15 protein-coding genes, 1 pseudogene and 1 riboswitch are annotated in these 19,220 nt (G+C 56.6%); all 16 genes and pseudogenes read left to right on the top strand.

The window, feature by feature from the left end:
* Positions 1–192 precede the first annotated feature (192 nt).
* Entirely contained in the window at positions 193–1,440 is a 1,248-nt protein-coding gene (hflX, locus tag BM114_RS09695; protein WP_092112878.1) for a GTPase HflX, read from the top strand.
* Positions 1,437–3,293, top strand: coding sequence for a DUF4954 family protein (locus BM114_RS09690; RefSeq protein ID WP_092112876.1), 1,857 nt, complete (start codon positions 1,437–1,439; stop codon positions 3,291–3,293). The genes hflX and BM114_RS09690 overlap by 4 nt, the downstream gene beginning before the upstream one ends.
* 30 nt (positions 3,294–3,323) lie before the next feature.
* Positions 3,324–6,230 (top strand): M16 family metallopeptidase, encoded by a 2,907-nt coding sequence (locus tag BM114_RS09685; protein WP_092112874.1) that lies wholly within the window; start codon positions 3,324–3,326, stop codon positions 6,228–6,230.
* A 97-nt stretch (positions 6,231–6,327) separates the two neighbouring features.
* Entirely contained in the window at positions 6,328–7,986 is a 1,659-nt protein-coding gene (locus BM114_RS09680; protein WP_092112964.1) for a fumarate hydratase, read from the top strand.
* A 464-nt stretch (positions 7,987–8,450) separates the two neighbouring features.
* A complete protein-coding gene (locus BM114_RS09675) occupies positions 8,451–10,565 on the top strand; it encodes a prolyl oligopeptidase family serine peptidase (protein WP_092112961.1) in 2,115 nt (704 codons plus the stop codon).
* A 30-nt stretch (positions 10,566–10,595) separates the two neighbouring features.
* A complete protein-coding gene (locus BM114_RS09670) occupies positions 10,596–11,009 on the top strand; it encodes a hypothetical protein (protein WP_092112872.1) in 414 nt (137 codons plus the stop codon).
* A gap of 23 nt (positions 11,010–11,032) precedes the next feature.
* Positions 11,033–11,383, top strand: coding sequence for a hypothetical protein (locus tag BM114_RS09665; RefSeq protein WP_092112870.1), 351 nt, complete (start codon positions 11,033–11,035; stop codon positions 11,381–11,383).
* A 164-nt stretch (positions 11,384–11,547) separates the two neighbouring features.
* Positions 11,548–11,808 carry a hypothetical protein gene (locus BM114_RS09660; protein ID WP_092112868.1) on the top strand — a complete coding sequence of 87 codons (261 nt, stop codon included), beginning with the start codon at positions 11,548–11,550 and terminating at the stop codon, positions 11,806–11,808.
* Positions 11,809–11,919: 111 nt separating this feature from the next.
* Positions 11,920–12,168, top strand: coding sequence for a hypothetical protein (locus BM114_RS09655; protein WP_092112866.1), 249 nt, complete (start codon positions 11,920–11,922; stop codon positions 12,166–12,168).
* A gap of 15 nt (positions 12,169–12,183) precedes the next feature.
* Positions 12,184–12,303 (top strand): annotated as a pseudogene (locus tag BM114_RS14730) (NTF2 fold immunity protein); the annotation flags it as partial.
* A gap of 417 nt (positions 12,304–12,720) precedes the next feature.
* The gene (locus tag BM114_RS09645; RefSeq protein WP_092112864.1) at positions 12,721–13,146 is read left to right on the top strand and encodes a hypothetical protein; all 426 of its coding nucleotides are present in this window, start codon (positions 12,721–12,723) and stop codon (positions 13,144–13,146) included.
* Between the two features lie 31 nt (positions 13,147–13,177).
* On the top strand, positions 13,178–14,149 hold the full coding sequence (mutY, locus tag BM114_RS09640) for an A/G-specific adenine glycosylase (RefSeq protein WP_092112862.1): 972 nt from the start codon (positions 13,178–13,180) through the stop codon (positions 14,147–14,149).
* A 76-nt stretch (positions 14,150–14,225) separates the two neighbouring features.
* Positions 14,226–15,038: a class I SAM-dependent methyltransferase gene (locus BM114_RS09635; protein WP_092112860.1), complete on the top strand. Its 813-nt coding sequence runs from the start codon at positions 14,226–14,228 to the stop codon at positions 15,036–15,038.
* Positions 15,039–15,200: 162 nt separating this feature from the next.
* A riboswitch (TPP riboswitch) is annotated at positions 15,201–15,299 on the top strand.
* A 35-nt stretch (positions 15,300–15,334) separates the two neighbouring features.
* On the top strand, positions 15,335–17,749 hold the full coding sequence (locus BM114_RS09630; protein ID WP_092112858.1) for a TonB-dependent receptor: 2,415 nt from the start codon (positions 15,335–15,337) through the stop codon (positions 17,747–17,749).
* A gap of 7 nt (positions 17,750–17,756) precedes the next feature.
* Positions 17,757–18,353, top strand: coding sequence for a nicotinamide riboside transporter PnuC (gene pnuC / locus BM114_RS09625; protein WP_092112856.1), 597 nt, complete (start codon positions 17,757–17,759; stop codon positions 18,351–18,353).
* Between the two features lie 371 nt (positions 18,354–18,724).
* Positions 18,725–19,220: hypothetical protein (locus tag BM114_RS14535; RefSeq protein ID WP_218151485.1), on the top strand; the 496-nt coding region annotated here is incomplete at its 3' end.

The raw sequence follows: 19,220 nt of genomic DNA, 5'->3' as shown, positions 1-19,220 counted from the left end.
CGAGTAAAAGGCCGCTAAAAGGCGGGCTTTTAGCCGTTAAAAGCCTTCCTTTTAACGGCTAAAAGCTTTGCCGGAGACGGCCTCCTGCAAACGAAGACTCCCGCACCTGCCCGACAAGAAGAAAAAAAAGCGGGCAGGATGCCTTGTTTCTACAATATTTTGTATCTTTGCATCTGAATAATAAAAGATGTAATGAAAGAATTCGTAATCTCTGAGGTCAAGGCCGAAACCGCAGTCCTCGTGGGACTCATCACCAAGGACCAGGACGAGGCCAAGACCCGGGAATACCTCGACGAGCTGGAGTTTCTGGCCGACACGGCGGGCGTAGTAACGCTCAGGCGCTTCACCCAGAAGATGGGCGGGCCCAGCCTGACCACCTATGTGGGAAGCGGCAAGCTGCAGGAGATCAGGCAATATATCAAGGACGAGGAAGACGCGGAGCGCGAGGTGGGCATGGTCATCTTCGACGACGAGCTCTCCGCGCGCCAGATACGCAATATAGAAAAGGAGCTGCAGGTGAAGATCCTCGACCGCACCAGCCTCATCCTCGACATCTTCGCCATGCGGGCGCAGACGGCCAATGCCAAGACGCAGGTGGAGCTGGCGCAATACCGCTACATGCTCCCGCGGCTGCAACGCCTCTGGACTCACCTCGAGCGACAGGGCGGAGGCTCCGGCAGCGGCGGCGGAAAGGGCTCCGTAGGGCTGCGAGGTCCCGGTGAGACGCAGCTCGAGATGGACCGCCGCATCATCCTCCAGCGCATCACGCTCCTGAAGCAGCGGCTCGTGGAGATAGACAAGCAGAAGACCACCCAGCGCAAAAACCGCGGCCGAATGGTGCGCGTGGCGCTCGTGGGATACACCAATGTGGGCAAGTCGACCCTGATGAACCTGCTCGCCAAGAGCGAAGTCTTTGCCGAGAACAAGCTCTTTGCCACCCTCGACACCACCGTGCGCAAGGTGGTCATCGACAACCTGCCTTTCCTGCTCGCCGACACCGTGGGCTTCATCCGCAAGCTGCCCACCGACCTGGTGGACTCCTTCAAGTCAACCCTCGACGAGGTGAGGGAGGCCGACCTGCTGCTACATGTGGTAGACATCTCGCATCCCGACTTCGAAGAACAGATAGAGGTGGTCAGCCAGACCCTGAAGGAGCTCGGATGCGCCGACAAGCCCTCGATGATCGTCTTCAACAAGATTGACAACTACACATGGACGGACAAGGAGCCCGACGACCTGACGCCGCCCACGAAGGAGAACCTCACCCTCGACGACCTCCGCAAGACATGGATGGCGCGCCTCGACGAGGGCTGCCTCTTCGTCTCCGCAAAGAAGCGGGAGAACATCGACGAGCTGCGTGAAGTGCTCTACCGCAAGGTGCGCGAGCTGCATGTACAGAAATACCCCTACAACGACTTTTTATATCCCACGGAAGAATGAATGAATACAGACCGCTGACGGAGCAGGAAATCAGCATCCTCGAGAACAACAGCTGCTGGGCGGAAGACTGGACGGCCGTAAGCGTGGGCGAAGACTTCAGGCCCAACTACATGCATCGCGTGATGCTCTATGGCGAGGTCAACATCGGTGCCTTTGAGCGGAATGTGGAGGTGAGCCCGGGGTTCCTGAAGCACTCGGGCATCAACAACGCCACCCTGCGCAATGTAACGGTGGGCGACAACTGCCTGATTGAAAACATCGGGAACTTCATCAACAACTATACCATCGGCGACGACTGCTACATCTCGAATGTATGCACCATGGAGACCACCGAGGGAGCCACCTACGGCAACGGCAACCTCGTCTCGGTATTGAACGAGGTGGGCGAAGGCAATGTGGTGCTCTTCAACAGCCTCAACAGCCAGCTGGCCGCCCTCATGATCAAGCATGCCGACGACACGGGCTTCCGCGATGCCCTGCGCCGTATCATCAGCGAGGAAGTGAGGCTGCAGCAGCCCTCGCGCGGCACTGTGGGAAACGGCGTGAAAATCGTCAACTCCAAGGAGATTACCAACACTGTGATCAACGACGAGTGCGAAATCTCCGGAGCCGCAAGGCTCAGCGACTGCACCATCCTGAGCTCGCAGAACGCAAGCGTGTTCATCGGCACGGGCGTTATCTGCGAGAACTCCATCATCTCCGACGGCTCGTCGCTCATCAACTCCGTGAAGATGCAGGACTGCTTCGTGGGCGAGGCCTGCCAGATAGCCAACGGATTCACGGCATCGCAGAGCCTGTTCTTCGCCAACAGCTATATGAGCAACGGCGAGGCCTGTGCCGCCTTCTGCGGTCCGTTCACGGCATCCCATCACAAGAGCAGCCTGCTCATCGGCGGCGAGTTCTCGTTCTACAACGCCGGGTCGGCCACCAACTTCAGCAACCACGCCTACAAGATGGGACCCATGCACTACGGCATCCTCGAGCGCGGAACGAAGACCGCCAGCGGAGCCTATGTGCTCATGCCCGCCCACATCGGCACATTCTCGGTGTGCTTCGGCAAGCTGATGTATCATCCCGACACCCGGCGGCTGCCCTTCTCCTATCTCGTGGCCTACGGCGACACCATGTATCTCTCGCCCGGCCGCAACATCACCACCGTGGGCCTGTATCGCGACATCCGCAAATGGCCCAAGAGGGATGTCCGCCCCCAGGGCTCGCAGAAGAGCATCGTGAACTTCGACTGGCTCTCGCCGTTCAGCGTGGGCGAGATCATCCAGGGCAAGCGGATTCTGGAAAAGCTCCGCGAGGCCTCGGGCGACGAGGTGTCGACCTATAACTATCACGAGTATGTCATCCGCGCCTCGTCGCTGAAGAAAGGCATCAAATACTACGATATCGCCCTGCGCATCTACATGGGTGCCGTGCTGAAGCGGGTCATCAAGCGCCTCGGAGCCGTAGAGCTCCCGACAACCACCGTCGGAGAGGGCGAGTGGAACGACCTCTCGGGACTGCTCCTGCCGGCATCGGAAGAACGGCGCATGCTCGACGACATCAAGTCGGGCTGCCTGGACAGCATCGGGGAAATCACCCGCCGATTCACCGAAATCAACGACCGGTACCGCGAATACCAGTGGGCGTGGACCTACAAGCTGATACTTGACTACTACAACCTCGACAGCCTCGACTCCGACGACCTCCAGCGCATCCACGACGACTATGTCGCCGCGCGCCGCACATGGATTGCCGAGATACGCAAGGACGCCGAGAAAGAGTTTCATATGGGAGATGTGGAGCGCAGTGTGCTCGACAACTTCATCGAGCAGCTCGACCACGAAGTGGACTTCGAGAATTGAACACATAAACCTATAGAAATAAGAAAGACTATGAAATCAAGATTTTTCCTGGCTTCCTTGCTGCTGGCATTCGGACTGACTGCCACGCAGGCAAAGGACTACAAGTACACCACCGTGAAGGGCGACCCGATGCAGACCCGCATCTACACCCTTGACAACGGGCTCAAGGTCTATCTCTCCGTGAACAAGGAGAAACCGCGCATCCAGACCTATATCGCCGTGCGCACGGGTTCCCGCAACGACCCGGCCGAGACCACGGGGCTGGCTCACTATCTGGAGCACCTCATGTTCAAGGGTACCAACCACTTCGGCACCTCCGACTATCAGGCAGAGCTGCCGTTCCTGAATGAGATCGAGCAGCGCTATGAGGCCTACCGCAAGCTCACCGACCCGCAGGCCCGCAAGCAGGCATACCACGAAATCGACTCCGTGAGCGGGCTCGCCGCACGATATAACATCCCCAACGAATACGACAAGCTCATGTCGGGCATCGGCTCCGAGGGCTCTAACGCCTACACCAGCAACGATGTTACCTGCTATGTGGAGAACATCCCGGCCAACGAGGTGGACAACTGGGCGAAGGTGGAGGCCGACCGCTTCCAGAACATGGTCATCCGCGGGTTCCACACCGAGCTTGAAGCCGTCTACGAGGAGTATAACATCGGGCTGGCACAAGACAGCCGCAAGATGTTTCAGGCGCTCACGGCCAAGCTCTTTCCCACCCACCCCTACGGCACGCAGAGCACCATCGGACGGGGCGAGCACCTGAAAAACCCCTCCATCACCAACATCAAGAACTACTTCCGCCGCTACTATGTGCCCAACAATGTGGCCATCTGCATGGCCGGCGACCTGAATCCTGACGAGGTAATCGCCACCATCGACCGATACTTCGGCTCATGGAAGAAGAGCGAGACGCTCTCCCGTCCCGAGTATGCACCGCTCGCACCCATCACGGCTCCCCAGGATACCAGCGTCGTAGGACAGGAGGCGGAGAGCTTGTACATGGCCTGGCGATTCCCCGCAGGCAAGGAACTCACCAGCGATACGCTCGATATTCTCGGATCGTTGCTCAACAACGGCCGTGCCGGACTGATGGATCTCGACCTCAGCCAGAAGATGAAGGTGCAGGAGGCGTTTGCCGGCTCCGAGGCTATGTGCGACTATTCCATCTTCCTCGTGGGCGGTGCACCTAAACAGGGGCAGACCCTGGAAGAGGTCCGAGCCCTCCTGCTCGAGGAAGTAGGCAAGCTGAAGCGTGGAGAATTCTCCGACGAACTGCTTCCGTCGGTCATCAACAACTACAAGCGCGACTTCTACAAGGGACTCGACAACAACCGGACGCGCGCCAGTCAGTTCGTCGACGCCTTCATCAACGGAGAAGACTGGGAGCAGCATGTGGGCAGGCTCGACCGATTCTCGAAGATGACCAAGGCCGAGCTGGTGGCCTTTGCCGACAAATACCTGAACGACAACTTCGTCTGCGTCTACAAGCGGCAGGGCAACGACACCACCCTCAAAAAGGTGGACAAGCCCGCCATCACCCCGATTCCCACCAACAACGACAAGCACTCGGCGTTCCTGCTGGAAATACAGGCCAGCAAGCCGGCGCCCATCCAGCCCCAGTTCCTCGACTTCGACAAGGACCTGACAACGGCTACGACCGAGAAAGGACTTCCCGTGGTCTACAGGCAGAATACGACCGACGACCTCTTTACCCTGCAGTTCCGCTATCCGCTGGGCACGGAGACCAATCCCCTCGTGGGCTACGCCGCCAGCTATCTCGAATATCTGGGCACCGACAAGTTCACCAGCGAGCAGATCAAGCAGAAGTTCTACCGCCTGGCCTGCGACTACAGCTTCGACCAGCGGGCCGACCAGTTCATCGTCTCGCTCTCCGGACTTAACGAGAACCTGCCCGAGGCACTGCGCCTGCTGGAGCACCTGATGCAGAACGCCAAGCCCGACAAGCAGGCCTATACCCAGTATGTGGACCTCGTGCTCAAAGGCCGCGCCGACAACAAAACCAATCAGAGAAGCAATTTCCAGGCACTCATGGAATATGGAATCCACGGTGAGTACAACTCCACCCGCAACATTCCGAGCGAGCAGAAACTCCGGGAAGGCTCTCCCGAGGAGCTGACCGACCTCATGGAGGACCTGAGCAACCACGACCAGACCGTGCTCTACTACGGACCGTCGACCCTGAAAACCCTGAGCACGCTCATCAGCAAAGAGCACCCCACGCTCAAGACATTCCTAAAAGCCGATGCCGCACGCCCCTATGTCGCGCAGACCACGCCCCGCAACGAGGTGTGGATAGCCCCCTATGATGCCAAAAACATCTACATGACGCAGCTGCACAACGAGAACAGGGAGTACACGCCCGAGCGCAGAGCCATCATCGACCTCTTCAACGAATATTTCGGCGGCGGCATGAATGCCATCGTCTTCCAGGAGCTGCGCGAGGCGCGCGGACTGGCCTACAGTGCCTCCGCCCGCTACAGCCTACCAAGTCGCAAACAGGACAAGGAATTCTTCTATACCAACATCATCACGCAGAACGACAAGATGATGGACTGCATCAAGGAGTTCAACGAACTGCTGAACAACACGCCCGAGCGAGAGGCTGGCTTCAGCCTCGCCAAGCAGAGCCTGCTGAAGAACCTGGCCTCGGCTCGCACCACCAAGTTCGGCATCCTCAACGCCTATATGTACGCCCTGCGCCTCGGCATCGACTATGACCCTTACAAGAAGGAATACGAGATGCTGCCGAAGCTCACCCTGAAAGACCTGATGGACTTCGCCCGAGAAAACATCCAGGGCAAGACCTATAAATATATTATCCTCGGCGACGAGAAAAACCTCGACATGAAGGCTCTTGAGAAGATAGGCCCTGTGCGCCGCCTCACCACCGAGGAGATATTCGGCTATTGATAAACGGCAGACTACAGATACAACAACATTATAAACTTTAACGCGACACCTCACACGGCGTTCCCTCTCCCGCAGGAGGGTAATGGTGAGGAAGAATATGAGTAAGACACCTGATTTCAAGTACGCCCCGATGTTCCAGCTGGGCGCCGACACCACCGAGTACCGGCTCTTGTCCAAGGAGGGCGTGAGCACGGCCGAGTTTGAGGGCAAGACCATCCTCAAGGTCTCTCCCGAAGCCCTCACGCTGCTCGCACGCCAGGCCTTCCACGATGTGGAGTTCATGCTGCGCCGAGAGCACAACGAGCAAGTAGCCAGCATCCTGAACGACCCCGAGGCTTCAGAGAACGACAAGTATGTGGCCCTGCAGTTCCTGCGCAACGCCGAGACGGCAGCCAAGGGCATCCTGCCTTTCTGCCAGGACACCGGCACCGCCATCATCCACGGCGAGAAGGGACAGCGCGTGTGGACCGACTTCGAGGACGAGGAAGCGCTGAGCCGCGGCGTCTTCGACACCTTCACGCAGGACAACCTGCGCTATTCGCAGAACGCCCCGCTCAACATGTACGACGAGGTGAACACCCGCTGCAACCTGCCCGCACAGATCGACATCGAGGCCGTGGAGGGCGATGAATACCGCTTCGTGATGGTGGCCAAGGGCGGCGGCTCAGCCAACAAGACCTACTTCTATCCCATGACGAAGGCCACCATCCAGAACGAGGGCACCCTGCTCCCGTTCCTCGTGGAGAAGATGAAGAGCCTCGGCACGGCGGCCTGCCCGCCTTACCACATCTGCTTCGTCGTCGGAGGCACCTCGGCAGAGAAGAACCTGCTCACCGTGAAGCTCGGCAGCATCAAGTATTACGACAGCCTGCCCACCACGGGCGACGAGACGGGGCGTGCCTTCCGCGACACCGACCTCGAGGCGAAGCTCCTCGACGAGGCCCACAAGATAGGCCTCGGCGCACAGTTCGGCGGCAAATACCTCGCCCACGACATCCGCGTCATCCGCCTGCCGCGCCACGGGGCATCGTGCCCCATCGGCATGGGAGTGAGCTGCTCGGCCGACCGCAACATCAAGGCCAAGATCAACAAGGACGGCATCTGGCTCGAGCGGATGGACGAGAACCCCACGGAACTCATTCCCGAGGAGTATCGCCGGCCGGGCGAAGGCGGCAAGGGCATCGTGATCGACCTCGACAAGGGCATCGACGCCGTGCGCGCCGAACTCACCAAGTATCCCGTCTCCACCCGCGTCAACCTCAAGGGCACCATCATCGTGGCGCGCGACATCGCCCACGCCAAGCTCAAGGCACGACTGGATGCAGGCGAGGAGATGCCGGCCTACTTCAAGGATCACCCCATCCTCTACGCCGGACCGGCCAAGACGCCGGAGGGCTATCCCTGCGGAAGCATGGGACCGACCACGGCCAACCGCATGGACCCCTATGTAGACGAGTTCCAGGACCACGGAGCCAGCCTCGTGATGATAGCCAAGGGCAACCGCACGCAGGTGGTTACCGATGCCTGCCGGAAGCACGGCGGCTTCTATCTGGGCACCATCGGCGGCGTGGCAGCCGTGCTCTCGCAGGGCTCCATCAAGTCGATCGAGTGCGTGGAATACCCCGAACTGGGTATGGAAGCCATCTGGAAGATCACCGTGGAAGACTTCCCGGCCTTCATCCTCGTAGACGACAAGGGCAACGACTTCTTCAAGCAGCTCAAGCCGTGGGCACCCTGTCAGACCTGCCGGAAGTAAACGGGCAAACCTCTCATCAACTCACAGGCATCGGCGAGACTATCTCCGCCGGTGCCTTTCTTTGTCTCCCCCTGCCATGGAGGAAACAGCCCGAATGTCAGCCTCCGCTCCCCCGCATTCCTTTTAGCGGCCTTTTACTCTCCTTTCAGCGGCCTTTTACTCTCCTTTTAACGGCTAAAAGGCGAGCTTTTAGCGGCCTTTTACTTAGCTCACCCGCAAACCATAGAGAAAAGGATACCGGCTGCTATGCACACCCCCCTGGGGGATTATGCCATTTACAGGGTACAGTACACTCTTAAACGGTATTTAGAAATGTCCAACCCCATAGGGGGTTACGCCATCGTCCGCAATGCGTTCCCTTCGCCCAACCTTGGCGTATCTTCGCTCCCAAGGTGCGGGGAGGAGGGCAAAAATCGCCGCTAACATTTGGCGGAACGGCGGAAAATATATATATTTGCCACATGATGAAAAAACAACTATTACTCGCAATTGCAATGATTGCACCTACGGCAATGACGGCACAGAGGCTTCAATACCCCGTAGCTCCGCGCGACAACACCGTGGACACTTACTTCGGCGAGCAGGTGGCCGACCCCTTCCGCCCGCTCGAGGACGACAACTCGGAGGCCACGGCCCAGTGGGTAGAGGCCGAGAACCGGCTGACGCAGACATACCTGCAGAAGATTCCGTTCCGCGGCAAAATCCTGAAACGGCTCAAGGAGCTGGCCAACTACGGCAAGGTGTCGGCACCGTCATTCAGCAAGAAGACCGGCAAATGGTATTTCTCCAGGAACGACGGACTGCAGAACCAGAGCGTCTTCTACGAGATGGACCGCCTCGGCGACGAGAAGAATGCCCGCGTGTTCCTCGATCCCAACAAGCTCTCGGCCGACGGCACGGTGGCCCTGAAGAGCACATCCATCTCCCACGACGGCCGCTACTGCGCCTACTCCATCTCGCGCAGCGGCAGCGACTGGCAGGAGTTCTATGTCATCGACCTGCAGACGCGCCGCCTGCTGGACGACCACATCGTGTGGGCAAAGTTCTCCGGAGCCTCGTGGTATAAGGACGGATTCTTCTACAGCGCCTACGACAGGCCCGAGGAGGGTCATGCCTTCTCCGGCAAGAACTCCACCCACAAGATTTACTACCACAAGCTCGGCACGCCGCAAAGCAGCGACCGCCTCTTCTATCAGAACCCCTCGAAGCCGATGGAGTTCTTCTCCACCTATGTCAACGAAGACGAGACCCTCCAGATGCTCTTCGAGAGCGGGGCGGGAGCGGGCTCTAATCTCTATGTGCGATCCCTCAAGGAGCCCGACGCGCAGTTCGTGCAGATGACGGCGAACATGGACAACATCTATTCGCCCGTGGAGTTCATCGGCGACAAGATCTATATCCTCACCAACGACGGCGCGCCGAAGTATAAGCTCATGGTGGCCGACCTCAGCCGTCCGGGCGTGGGCGACTGGAAGACCCTGATACCGGAGGGCGACGATGTGCTGGAGAGTGCCAGCGTCATCGACGGCAAGCTCTACCTCACCTATATGGTGGATGCCTGCGACAGGGTGCGCATATACAGCCTCGACGGCAAGCTCCTCCGCGAGATGAGCCTGCCCGGACCGGGCTCCGTGGGCGTATATGGACAGAAAGACCGCGAGGAGGTATTCTTCAGCTTCACCTCGTTCACCCAGCCCAATGTGGTCTACCGCTACGACTACGAGAGCGGTTCCTCCACCCCCTACGCCAAGCCCGCCATAAAGGCCGACCTCTCCGGCTATGAGACCAAGGAGGTGTTCTACGAGAGCAAGGACGGCACGCGCGTGCCCATGTTCATCACCCATAAGAAGGGACTCCGCCTCAACGGCAAGAATCCCACCTATCTCTATTCCTACGGAGGCTTCAACATCTCAATGACGCCCAGCTTCAGCTCCTCGCTGCTGGCCTTCATGGAGCGTGGAGGCGTCTATGCCCAGCCCAGCATACGCGGCGGCAGCGAGTATGGCGAGGAGTGGCACCAGGCAGGCACGAAGATGCAGAAGCAGAATGTGTTCGACGACTTCATCGCCGCGGCCGAATACCTCATCGCCAACAAGTATACCAGCCGTGATTATCTCGCCATCGCCGGCGGCAGCAACGGCGGACTGCTCGTGGGAGCGTGCATGACGCAGCGGCCCGACCTCTACAAGGTCTGCATCCCCCGCGTAGGCGTGATGGACATGCTGCGCTATCATAAGTTCACCATCGGATGGAACTGGGCGAGCGACTACGGCACGAGCGACGACTCCAAGGAGATGTTCTCTTACCTGAAGGGCTACTCTCCCCTGCACAACATCCGCAAGGGCGTGAACTATCCCGCCACGCTCATTACCACCGCCGACCACGACGACCGCGTCGTTCCGGCCCACAGCTTCAAGTTCGCGGCAACCCTGCAAGAGGCCAACGCGGGCAACCAACCCACGCTCATCCGCATCGACACCAAGGCGGGCCACGGCGGCGGCAAGCCCCTGAGCAAGCAGCTCGAGGAGACGGCCGACATCTACAGCTTCATCTTCCACAACATGGGAATCAAATATTAACGGCGGCAACGCATCACTCCTCTGAACAACATGACAAAGACGGAATGGAAACGACTGGCGAGGTTTGAGGCCGTAACGGCGCTCGCCACCCTGTTTATCATAGTGGGCTATGGCTTCCTGCTCTCATTGAACATACCGACGCAAGGCCTCCGGGAAGTCCTGACGCTTGTCGTGGCGCCCGCCGTGTGGCTGGGACTGCCTTACCTGGCGGGCGGCATCATCACCTGGTTCGTCTGCCGGAGATGGGGCCGGGTCAACCGGACTCTTGTGGAAATCATCGTGAGCAGCATCCTCCTCTGGAGCATGCTGGCGTTCATGATGAGGTTGTTCATACTCAGAGACTCGGCCTTCGTCTTCGCCATCATGCTCTTCAGCATGGCCACGCTCCTCGCCATGATTCCCATCATCATCTGCTACCGCCTGTGCAGGAAGTGGATGGAGTGATATAAAGCAAAGGAAAAAAGAAAATGAATGAATCGGAAACAGGCAAAGGGTTCAGCTATTGGCGCATCTGCGTGAAGGGCGAGACGCTGCTCATCGAACTTGAGGAAAGCAAACGGGAGAGCTGGAAAATCATCTGGAGGCGACAAGACGGAACTTCAGAGCAATGCGGGTATCTCGACACGCCCGACGACGAGTTGACCGAAGCACAGCGGGAGGAGGCCGACGAGCCCGTTTCCGATGAGTTCTTCGCACTCATCAATGAGACTGAGGCTCATAACGGAGATTTCATTTACAAGCTGCATGAAGACGAGCGCATCAGTCGGGAGGAGTTCTACCGGTCATGGAATGGAAACCCCTCCCCGACCCTCCCCTAAAGGGAGGGAGAATTAAGAGGAAACGGATAAGAGAATGAAAACCTCTCACCGACCCTCTCTTCAAAGAAAGACCTCTCCCCAACCCTCTCCCAAGGAGAGGGAGAATCAGGGGGACGAATAAGAGAATAAGAGAATAAGAGAATAAAAGAATAAAAGAATGAAAGATGAAGAACTGGCAGAAAATCACAGGAATCATCGTGCTGGCCGGCCTGTCGATAACAGGCCTCATGACATGGCTCAACGCCTTCGTCGACATGAAGTATATGGTAGAGCCGCATGCCGGCATGAACGATGACCTCTGGGGCTTGGTACATGAATACTATCTGATAGTAACCAGCCTCTCGGTGGCATTGGGCATCAGCATAGCCCTGTGCATCTTCCTCTTCATCTGCCTGTGGAGGGAAAAGGATGGAATAAAAGAATAAGAGAATAAAAGAATAAGAGAATAAAAGCCAATAGCTTCTCCTCTTTGTACCGGTTTCACGCCACCTCCCTGCAGGAGGAGGGGTGAGGAGAGGTTTAATAAAAGAAACAATATGAAGAACTGGCAGAAAATAGGACTCCTGGTGGCTTTCCACGGCCTGATGATGACCGACTACTACATTTGGGACACGACGCGCCTCAGTATAAAGACCTTCAAGAGTGGAGCGGTGCCCCCGCTCCACTTACGCGATTACGCCCTCCATCAGGTCGACCGGCTGGGATGGCTGCTATTTGCGAATGTGCTGGCCATCGGCCTCCTCGTGGTCTGGCTCTGTCTGCGGAGGCGGCGGAAGACAGCCTGACATCCCCACACCCCGACAGGGCTGCAAGATGGAATATGGATAATAGAGGGAACTTTTAGAGGCTACCAAGGCGGAGCTTACCACTTAGAAATAAAGAAAAACGGGCAAATCCTCAAACTCACACATGGGAAATAAATGTTGCGGAATTTTAGGTGATATAAGCCCAGAAGGGGAAAGAGGAGGATTGGTAAATCCAACCGTCTCCCCCTAACCCGACAGCCCCTGTAGAGAGGAAGTTCCCCTCTGTGGGGAGGAGGTTGCGGGAGGTAAAGTAAAAGGCCGTTAAAAGGATTGCTTTTAGCCGTTAAAAGGAATGCTTCTAACGGCTAAAAGGAGAGTAAAAGGCGGCTAAAAGGAAACTAAGAGAATAAGGGAATAAAAGCCAATGGTTAACGCCCTCCCTACGCGGGAGGGCAAGGGCGGGGCTGTAGGAGGAGCGGCGTTAGGGTTGTTCAAAGGTTTCCACACCTAAAAAATGTCGGCCGGGCTGAGGCGACATTCCGTTTTTTTTCGTATCTTTGCAAAAGAATCATAGCAACTTAACTACAAGACATGTATCGCAAACAGAATCGAATAGCAGCTTTAATACTGTTGCTGGCCACGCTACTGCTGGCAAGTTGTTCACAAGTAACCGACTGGAAGCTGAAGTCGGAGGTGAAGAAGATAAACCAGAACCTGCCCCGACGGGTGCTCTACGACGATCTCACGCTGACGCGCGTGGACTACCGCAACCATAAGGTTTCCTATCACCTCGCCCTCGACGAGAAAGGCAGGAGCGTGGACATGAACCAAGTGGCCGACTACCTGAGGAAACAATTCATACAGAGCATAGGAGCTGCAAGCAATGACGATAAGGATGTCATGGAAGAGGCCTTGGACAATCATATTGACATCGCCTTCACCATCAAGGGAAGTGAGAGCGGACAGAAGATAGGATTCGTGATTCATCCCGACGAGCTGGAGCAGGCACTATGGTAAGCTAACAGACTCGAACAACTGCCCTTCCGACATGGCAAACAGCAATTTCCAATCTACCATCCTCCGGTGGTATGCCGACAACGGGCGCAGCCTCCCCTGGCGGGAGACCCGCGATCCGTATGCCGTCTGGCTCTCGGAGGTCATCCTCCAGCAGACGCGCATCGCACAGGGCACCGACTACTGGCACCGCTTCATGCGCCGGTGGCCGACCGTGGAGTTATTGGCTACCGCCACCGAGGATGAAGTGCTGAAGGAATGGCAGGGGCTGGGCTACTACTCACGGGCCCGTAACCTGCATGCCGCAGCCCGGCAGATTGTTGCCAACGGCGGCTTTCCCCATACCTACGAGAACATCCGAGCCCTGAAAGGCGTGGGCGACTACACCGCCGCGGCCATCGCCTCGATAGCCTTCGGCCTGCCGCATGCGGCCGTAGACGGCAATGTCTACCGTGTGCTGAGCCGCTATTTCGGCATCACCACCCCCATCAACAGCACGGCCGGCAAGAAGGAATTCCAGCAATTAGCCGACGAGCTGCTGCCGCGCGATAAGGCTGCCGCATGGAACCAGGCCATGATGGACTTCGGCGCCCTGCAGTGCATGCCACAGTCGCCCCGCTGCCTCCTCTGTCCGCTACAGGAAAGCTGCCACGCCCTGCGCAACGGGAAGATAGAAGAGCTGCCCGTGAAAGAGAAAAAGCTGAGGCGGCGCGAGCGTTTCTTTACCTATTACCTACTCCAAAACAACGGCCTGACAGCCATCCACCAACGGGGTCCCGGCGACATCTGGCAAGGTCTTTGGGAGCCCCTCCTGAAAGAAGACCCCTTCCCCAGGGAGGAGGCCGAGGTCAGGCACATCCTTACCCATCAGACCCTCTACGCCCGGATGATGGCGGTGGGGGCCACGGACGCCGACCTGCCCGAAGGCTATCAGTGGATAGACTTCGCCGACCTCGCCGACTATGCCCTTCCCCGCCTCGTGGAGAAGTTGCTCGAGAAACGCTAAAAATACCGACTATTGAGTATTGCAAACCATCTGCCTTTTTACTACTTTTGTCATAAACAACAGATAAACTTGCAACATGACAGAATCAATTATTCACAAGAACAACAGGTACGAACCGGAATACGGCAACTGGATACCCGTAAAGCTGGTAGGAATCCTCCTCTCGATCACCCTTGTCTTCTTCGTCGTCTTCGGCCTCACGATGCTCTACAGCGAGAGCACGCTGCTGAAAGTGCTCACCACCCTCCTCTTCCTTGCGGCCGTCTTTATCTTCGGCTACATGATCTATGTGCGCCGCGCCTTCGACTTCAGGCACGGGGGGCTCATGGGCAAAATACACCAGTATGTACTGGATCACCTCGCATGGGACGGCAAAGGCAGGCTGCTGGATGTGGGCTGTGGCTCCGGCGCACTCACCATCCGCTGTGCCAAGGCCTTTGCAGAGGCCGAATGCACGGGCATCGACTACTGGGGAGCCATGTGGGACTACAACCAGAAGATGTGTGAGCGTAATGCCGAGATAGAGGGCGTGAGCGACCGATGCTCATTCAGGAAGGATGATGCCAATCGGCTGGAGTTCAGGGACGAGACCTTCGATGCCGTGGTGAGCAACTTCGTCTACCACGAGGTGCACAACAATCCCGACAAGGAAGCCCTCATCCGCGAAACCCTGCGCGTTTTGAAGAAAGGCGGCGCATTTGCCCTGCACGACCTCTTCTCAAACAAGCAGATCTATAAAGATTTCGACACCATTATAAATCACCTGAAAGCCGACGGCATCAGCGAGCTGCACTTCGTGCCCAACACGGAGAAGACCCTCCCCATGCCTCAACTCACGCAGATGCCCGGCATGCTCACGGGGCTGGGCATGATCTACGGAAAGAAATAGTAACCATCGGGAACCTGCCCTGGAAAGGAGGGCAACGGCAATCCCCGCAACCCCATAACCACACATTTCCCCGTCCTTGTTTTCTGAGGGCGGGGGAAGTTTTTATCCCGCAAGTCTTGCAGGTTTCCTTTTTTATTCGTACCTTTGCAGTCGACAGGCAAATGGCCTGTTAAGGGGTGCCCGTACGATTGACGGTGCTGAGAATATACCCGATAACCTGATCCAGATAATGCTGGCGTAGGTAGGTCTATGAAACATCCCTTATACATTAATTATTTAATCTATAAGATTCAAAGATGAAGAAACTTTTTATCCTGACGGCCGCGCTGACATGCGTGGCGACGGCAAGTGCACAGGCTCCGAGAGACTCTCTGCTGCACGAGGAGATTCAGGAAGTGGTGGTCAAGGGCGTGCGTGCGCAGAAGAACGCCCCGTTTGCGGTGGCCAACATCAGGAAACAGGAACTGCAGCAATTCGGCAAGTCTGGCCAGGAACTGCCCTTCCTCTTCGCCCGCACGCCGGGCATCCTGGCATGGAGCGAGAACGGCATGGGCACGGGAACCACCTATATGCGTATCCGCGGAGCGGCGGGCTCGCGCATCAATGTAACCCTCGACGGCGTAGCCCTCAACTCGCCGGAAGACCAGACCGTGTTCTGGGCCAACATGAACTCCTATGCCGCCCTGCTCGGCAGCGTGCAGATTCAGCGCGGCGTGGGGGCATCTACCAATGGCGACGGTGCCTTCGGCGGTGCCGTTTCCCTCGCCACGGCAGCCCCCTCTCAGGTGGCGAGCCTCGAGCTGACCGGTTCCTACGGCTCCTACAACACCTATAACCTCGGGCTCAGCTTCTCGTCGGGCATGCTCGGCAACCACTGGATTTTCAACGGGGCCTACCACGAGACAGCCACCGACGGATTCCTCCACGGCACGAGCGGACGCTCGGGCTCTTACTTCGGCGGCCTCACCTACTATGCCGACCGCCTCACGCTAAGCTACAAGAACATCGGCAACTTTGAGAAGACCGGTCAGGCATGGAACGGAGTAACGGCGGGCAACGACGATGCCACGCTCATGGGCGACGACATCCGCACCTACAAGGATATGTACCGCCACGGGCTCGGACGCTTCAACTCGCTCTATGAGCGTCTCGTCTTCGACGAAGACAACTGGAGTTTCCCGCAGGACGCAGGGGGAAACTTCATCACCCGCCGCTACACGATGCAGGATGGGTCGCTCTGGCGAAAGACCACCGACAACTTCTACCAGAACCACAACATCCTCTCCGCCGTCTGGCGACCGGGCACCCGATGGACTCACAACGCTGCCCTGCACTATACCTACGGCTACGGCTACTACTCCGAGTTCCGCCCCGACAACAAGTTCTCCAAGTTCGGACTCACGGCCGCTGATGCCGCCGGCAACAATATCAAGCGCACCGACTTCGTGCGCAAAAAGGGACTGGCACAGCACACCTACGGACTGGTCTACAACCTCAACTACAGCGACGAGCTCATGGAAGTGCTCGGGGGCGTCAACCTCCAGCAGTTCCGCGGCAGCCACTTCGGCTATCTCACCTATGTGAAGGACAAAGGACAGACCCGCAACTTCACGGGACTGCAATATTATGACTCCGACGCACGCAAGGACGACTACTCGGCCTTTGTCAAGGGCACGCTGCATGCCGGCTCCAGTCTCGACTTCTTCGCGGACATCCAATACCGCCATGTGGCCTACAAGACCAACGGCATCAACGACAAGTTCATTGAGCAGCCCGACGGAACCTACCGCAACCAGCAGCTTGACATCGATGCCGACTATAATTTCGTGAACCCCAAGGCGGGGATCACCTTCCACAGTGGCGGCCACAAGGCCTATGCCTCTGCCGCTTATGCCAGCCGCGAGCCGGAGCGCAACAACTTTACCGACAACGGCAACTATCCCGCCCCCGACGCCGAACACCTGCTCGACTTCGAACTGGGCTACGACTACACGGGCAGCAACTGGACCGTAGGCTTCAACCTGTACTACATGGACTACAAAGACCAGCTGGTGCAAACCGGAGAGCAAAGCGACATCGGCGAGGACCTGACCACCAACATCGACAAGAGCTTCCGCATGGGAGTGGAACTCTCGGCCAGCTGGAGTCCGCTTGCATGGATCACGCTGGAAGGTAACGCCGCCCTGAGCCGCAACAAGGTGAAGGACTTCACGGAGTATATTGACGACTGGGATAATCCTCGCCCCAAGGATTACGACTTCAAGACCCAATCTGCACCGTCGAACCCCAACTGGAAGCCCACCACAGCACACTACGACCGCTCGGTGCTGGCCTTCTCGCCGTCGACCATCCTCAACGGCGTGATCGACTTCCACCACAGGGGCTTCCAGGCTGTGTGGCACACCAACTTCGTGAGCCGGCAGTATCTCGACAACACCGCCGACAAGTTGCGCTCGCTGCCCTGCTTCTCGCAGAGCAACCTCCACTTGGGCTATACCGCCAAGACCACACGCCGCACGCTCGGCATCAAGGAGGTGGCACTGGGGCTTGACCTGAACAACCTCTTCAGCCGACGCTATGCCGCCAGCGGATGGGTGTATAGTGCGGTAAGCGCGAAAAACAAGTACACCCCCGATAACCGCTACTACCAGATAGGCTTCATTCCCATGGCAGGATTCACCTGCATGACCAACCTCACGCTCAGGTTCTAAGCATCCTATGACGGAATTCCTCTCCCTCCACTGGCTCGACATCGCCACCACCCTGCTCGGCCTGGCCTATATCCTGCTGGAATACAAGGCATCGATATGGCTCTGGCTGGTAGGCTTCGTGATGCAGGTGATGGACATCGTGCTCTATTATCAGCACGGCCTCTACGCCGACTGCGCCATGGAGTTCTATTACATCGCCATGACCGTGTACGGCTTCGCCACCTGGAAGTTCGGGCGGAAGCATGCGCAGAGGGAGGGAGAGGAACTGCCCGTTACGCACTTCAAGCCGCGCCTCATCCTGCCATGGGCTGTTTTCACCCTGGCAGCATGGGGCGCCCTTTGGTACTGGCTCACGCAGATCGGCTCCACGGTGCCCGTGGCCGACGCCTTCACCACGGCATTGAGTTTTGTCGGCATCTGGGCCTTGGCGCGCAAATACTTGGAGCAATGGCTCATCTGGATCGTCGTGGACATCGTTACCTGCGTGCTTTATTTCTACAAGGGCATCCCCTTCAAGGCCTCGCTCTATGCCCTCTATGTGGTCATTGCCGTGGCGGGCTACCTCAAGTGGCGCAGTCTAATGCGTGGGCAACGGTCAGAATAGCGAGAGTGTCATAAAGACACCATTAAATAAAACTTCTTTTTCTTGTTGCTAACAACATTTCTTCGTATATTTGTGCAGAAATGCTGTTATAAGACCAACTGTACTATCTTGAAGCCTTTGCGATAGATGGCTACTACCAAACAAACGATAATGACCCCATCGCAAATCATCCTCAGTAAACAGGATGCTGGCTACGATGAAAGCAGGAGTATCAAAGATGGCAAAACTAACTTATATAAACCTAAATGAATATGAAACAATTTTACTTATTGCTTTATCCTACTTTGTTGCTACTTGCAAGTAAATGACATTATATATGATAAATGGTATAGAAATCATAAACTCTTTTAAATGTTTTAATCCAAGAAATTATGTTGGTAAAGAAATATATAGAACTTTTATATTTCGGTATCTATTTTTCTGTTTGGAGGTTCGACCGCTTCTGCGTTAGACTCTTGAACCCTCTTGGTAGGTGGCTACTTATTTTAATTCCTAATCTGTTTCCGTTTATTAAAAGGAATCTGAGGAAGCAGGGGCAAACTCCAGAACAGAACGCAGATTATATATTGCAACATAATTCTAAATTAAGCGATGCTAATGTTGGACACTTATTTGAAAGTGGGATAGGAACACTTCTTTCTGTATTTTATTGTTTCGTCTTAACGGATATATTCCTTGCTATACGATTTATATTCGGAAAGGACTTGTGGATTATTCAAATAGACAGAGCACATTCAAAAACTATAGGCGGTTTTATAGTTATCATGTCTCTCGTCCTGGCATTTCTCACTATGAGCTATGTCGGCAATGATGAGATTATAAAGCGAAACAGGCAGCGTGTTAATAAAATCGGAAGAAAATCTTTCT

Origin of the sequence: Prevotella sp. KH2C16 (assembly GCF_900113305.1) — a bacterium.
Classification (GTDB): Bacteria; Bacteroidota; Bacteroidia; order Bacteroidales; family Bacteroidaceae; genus Prevotella.
This window is presented reverse-complemented; position numbering and strand designations above follow the sequence as displayed.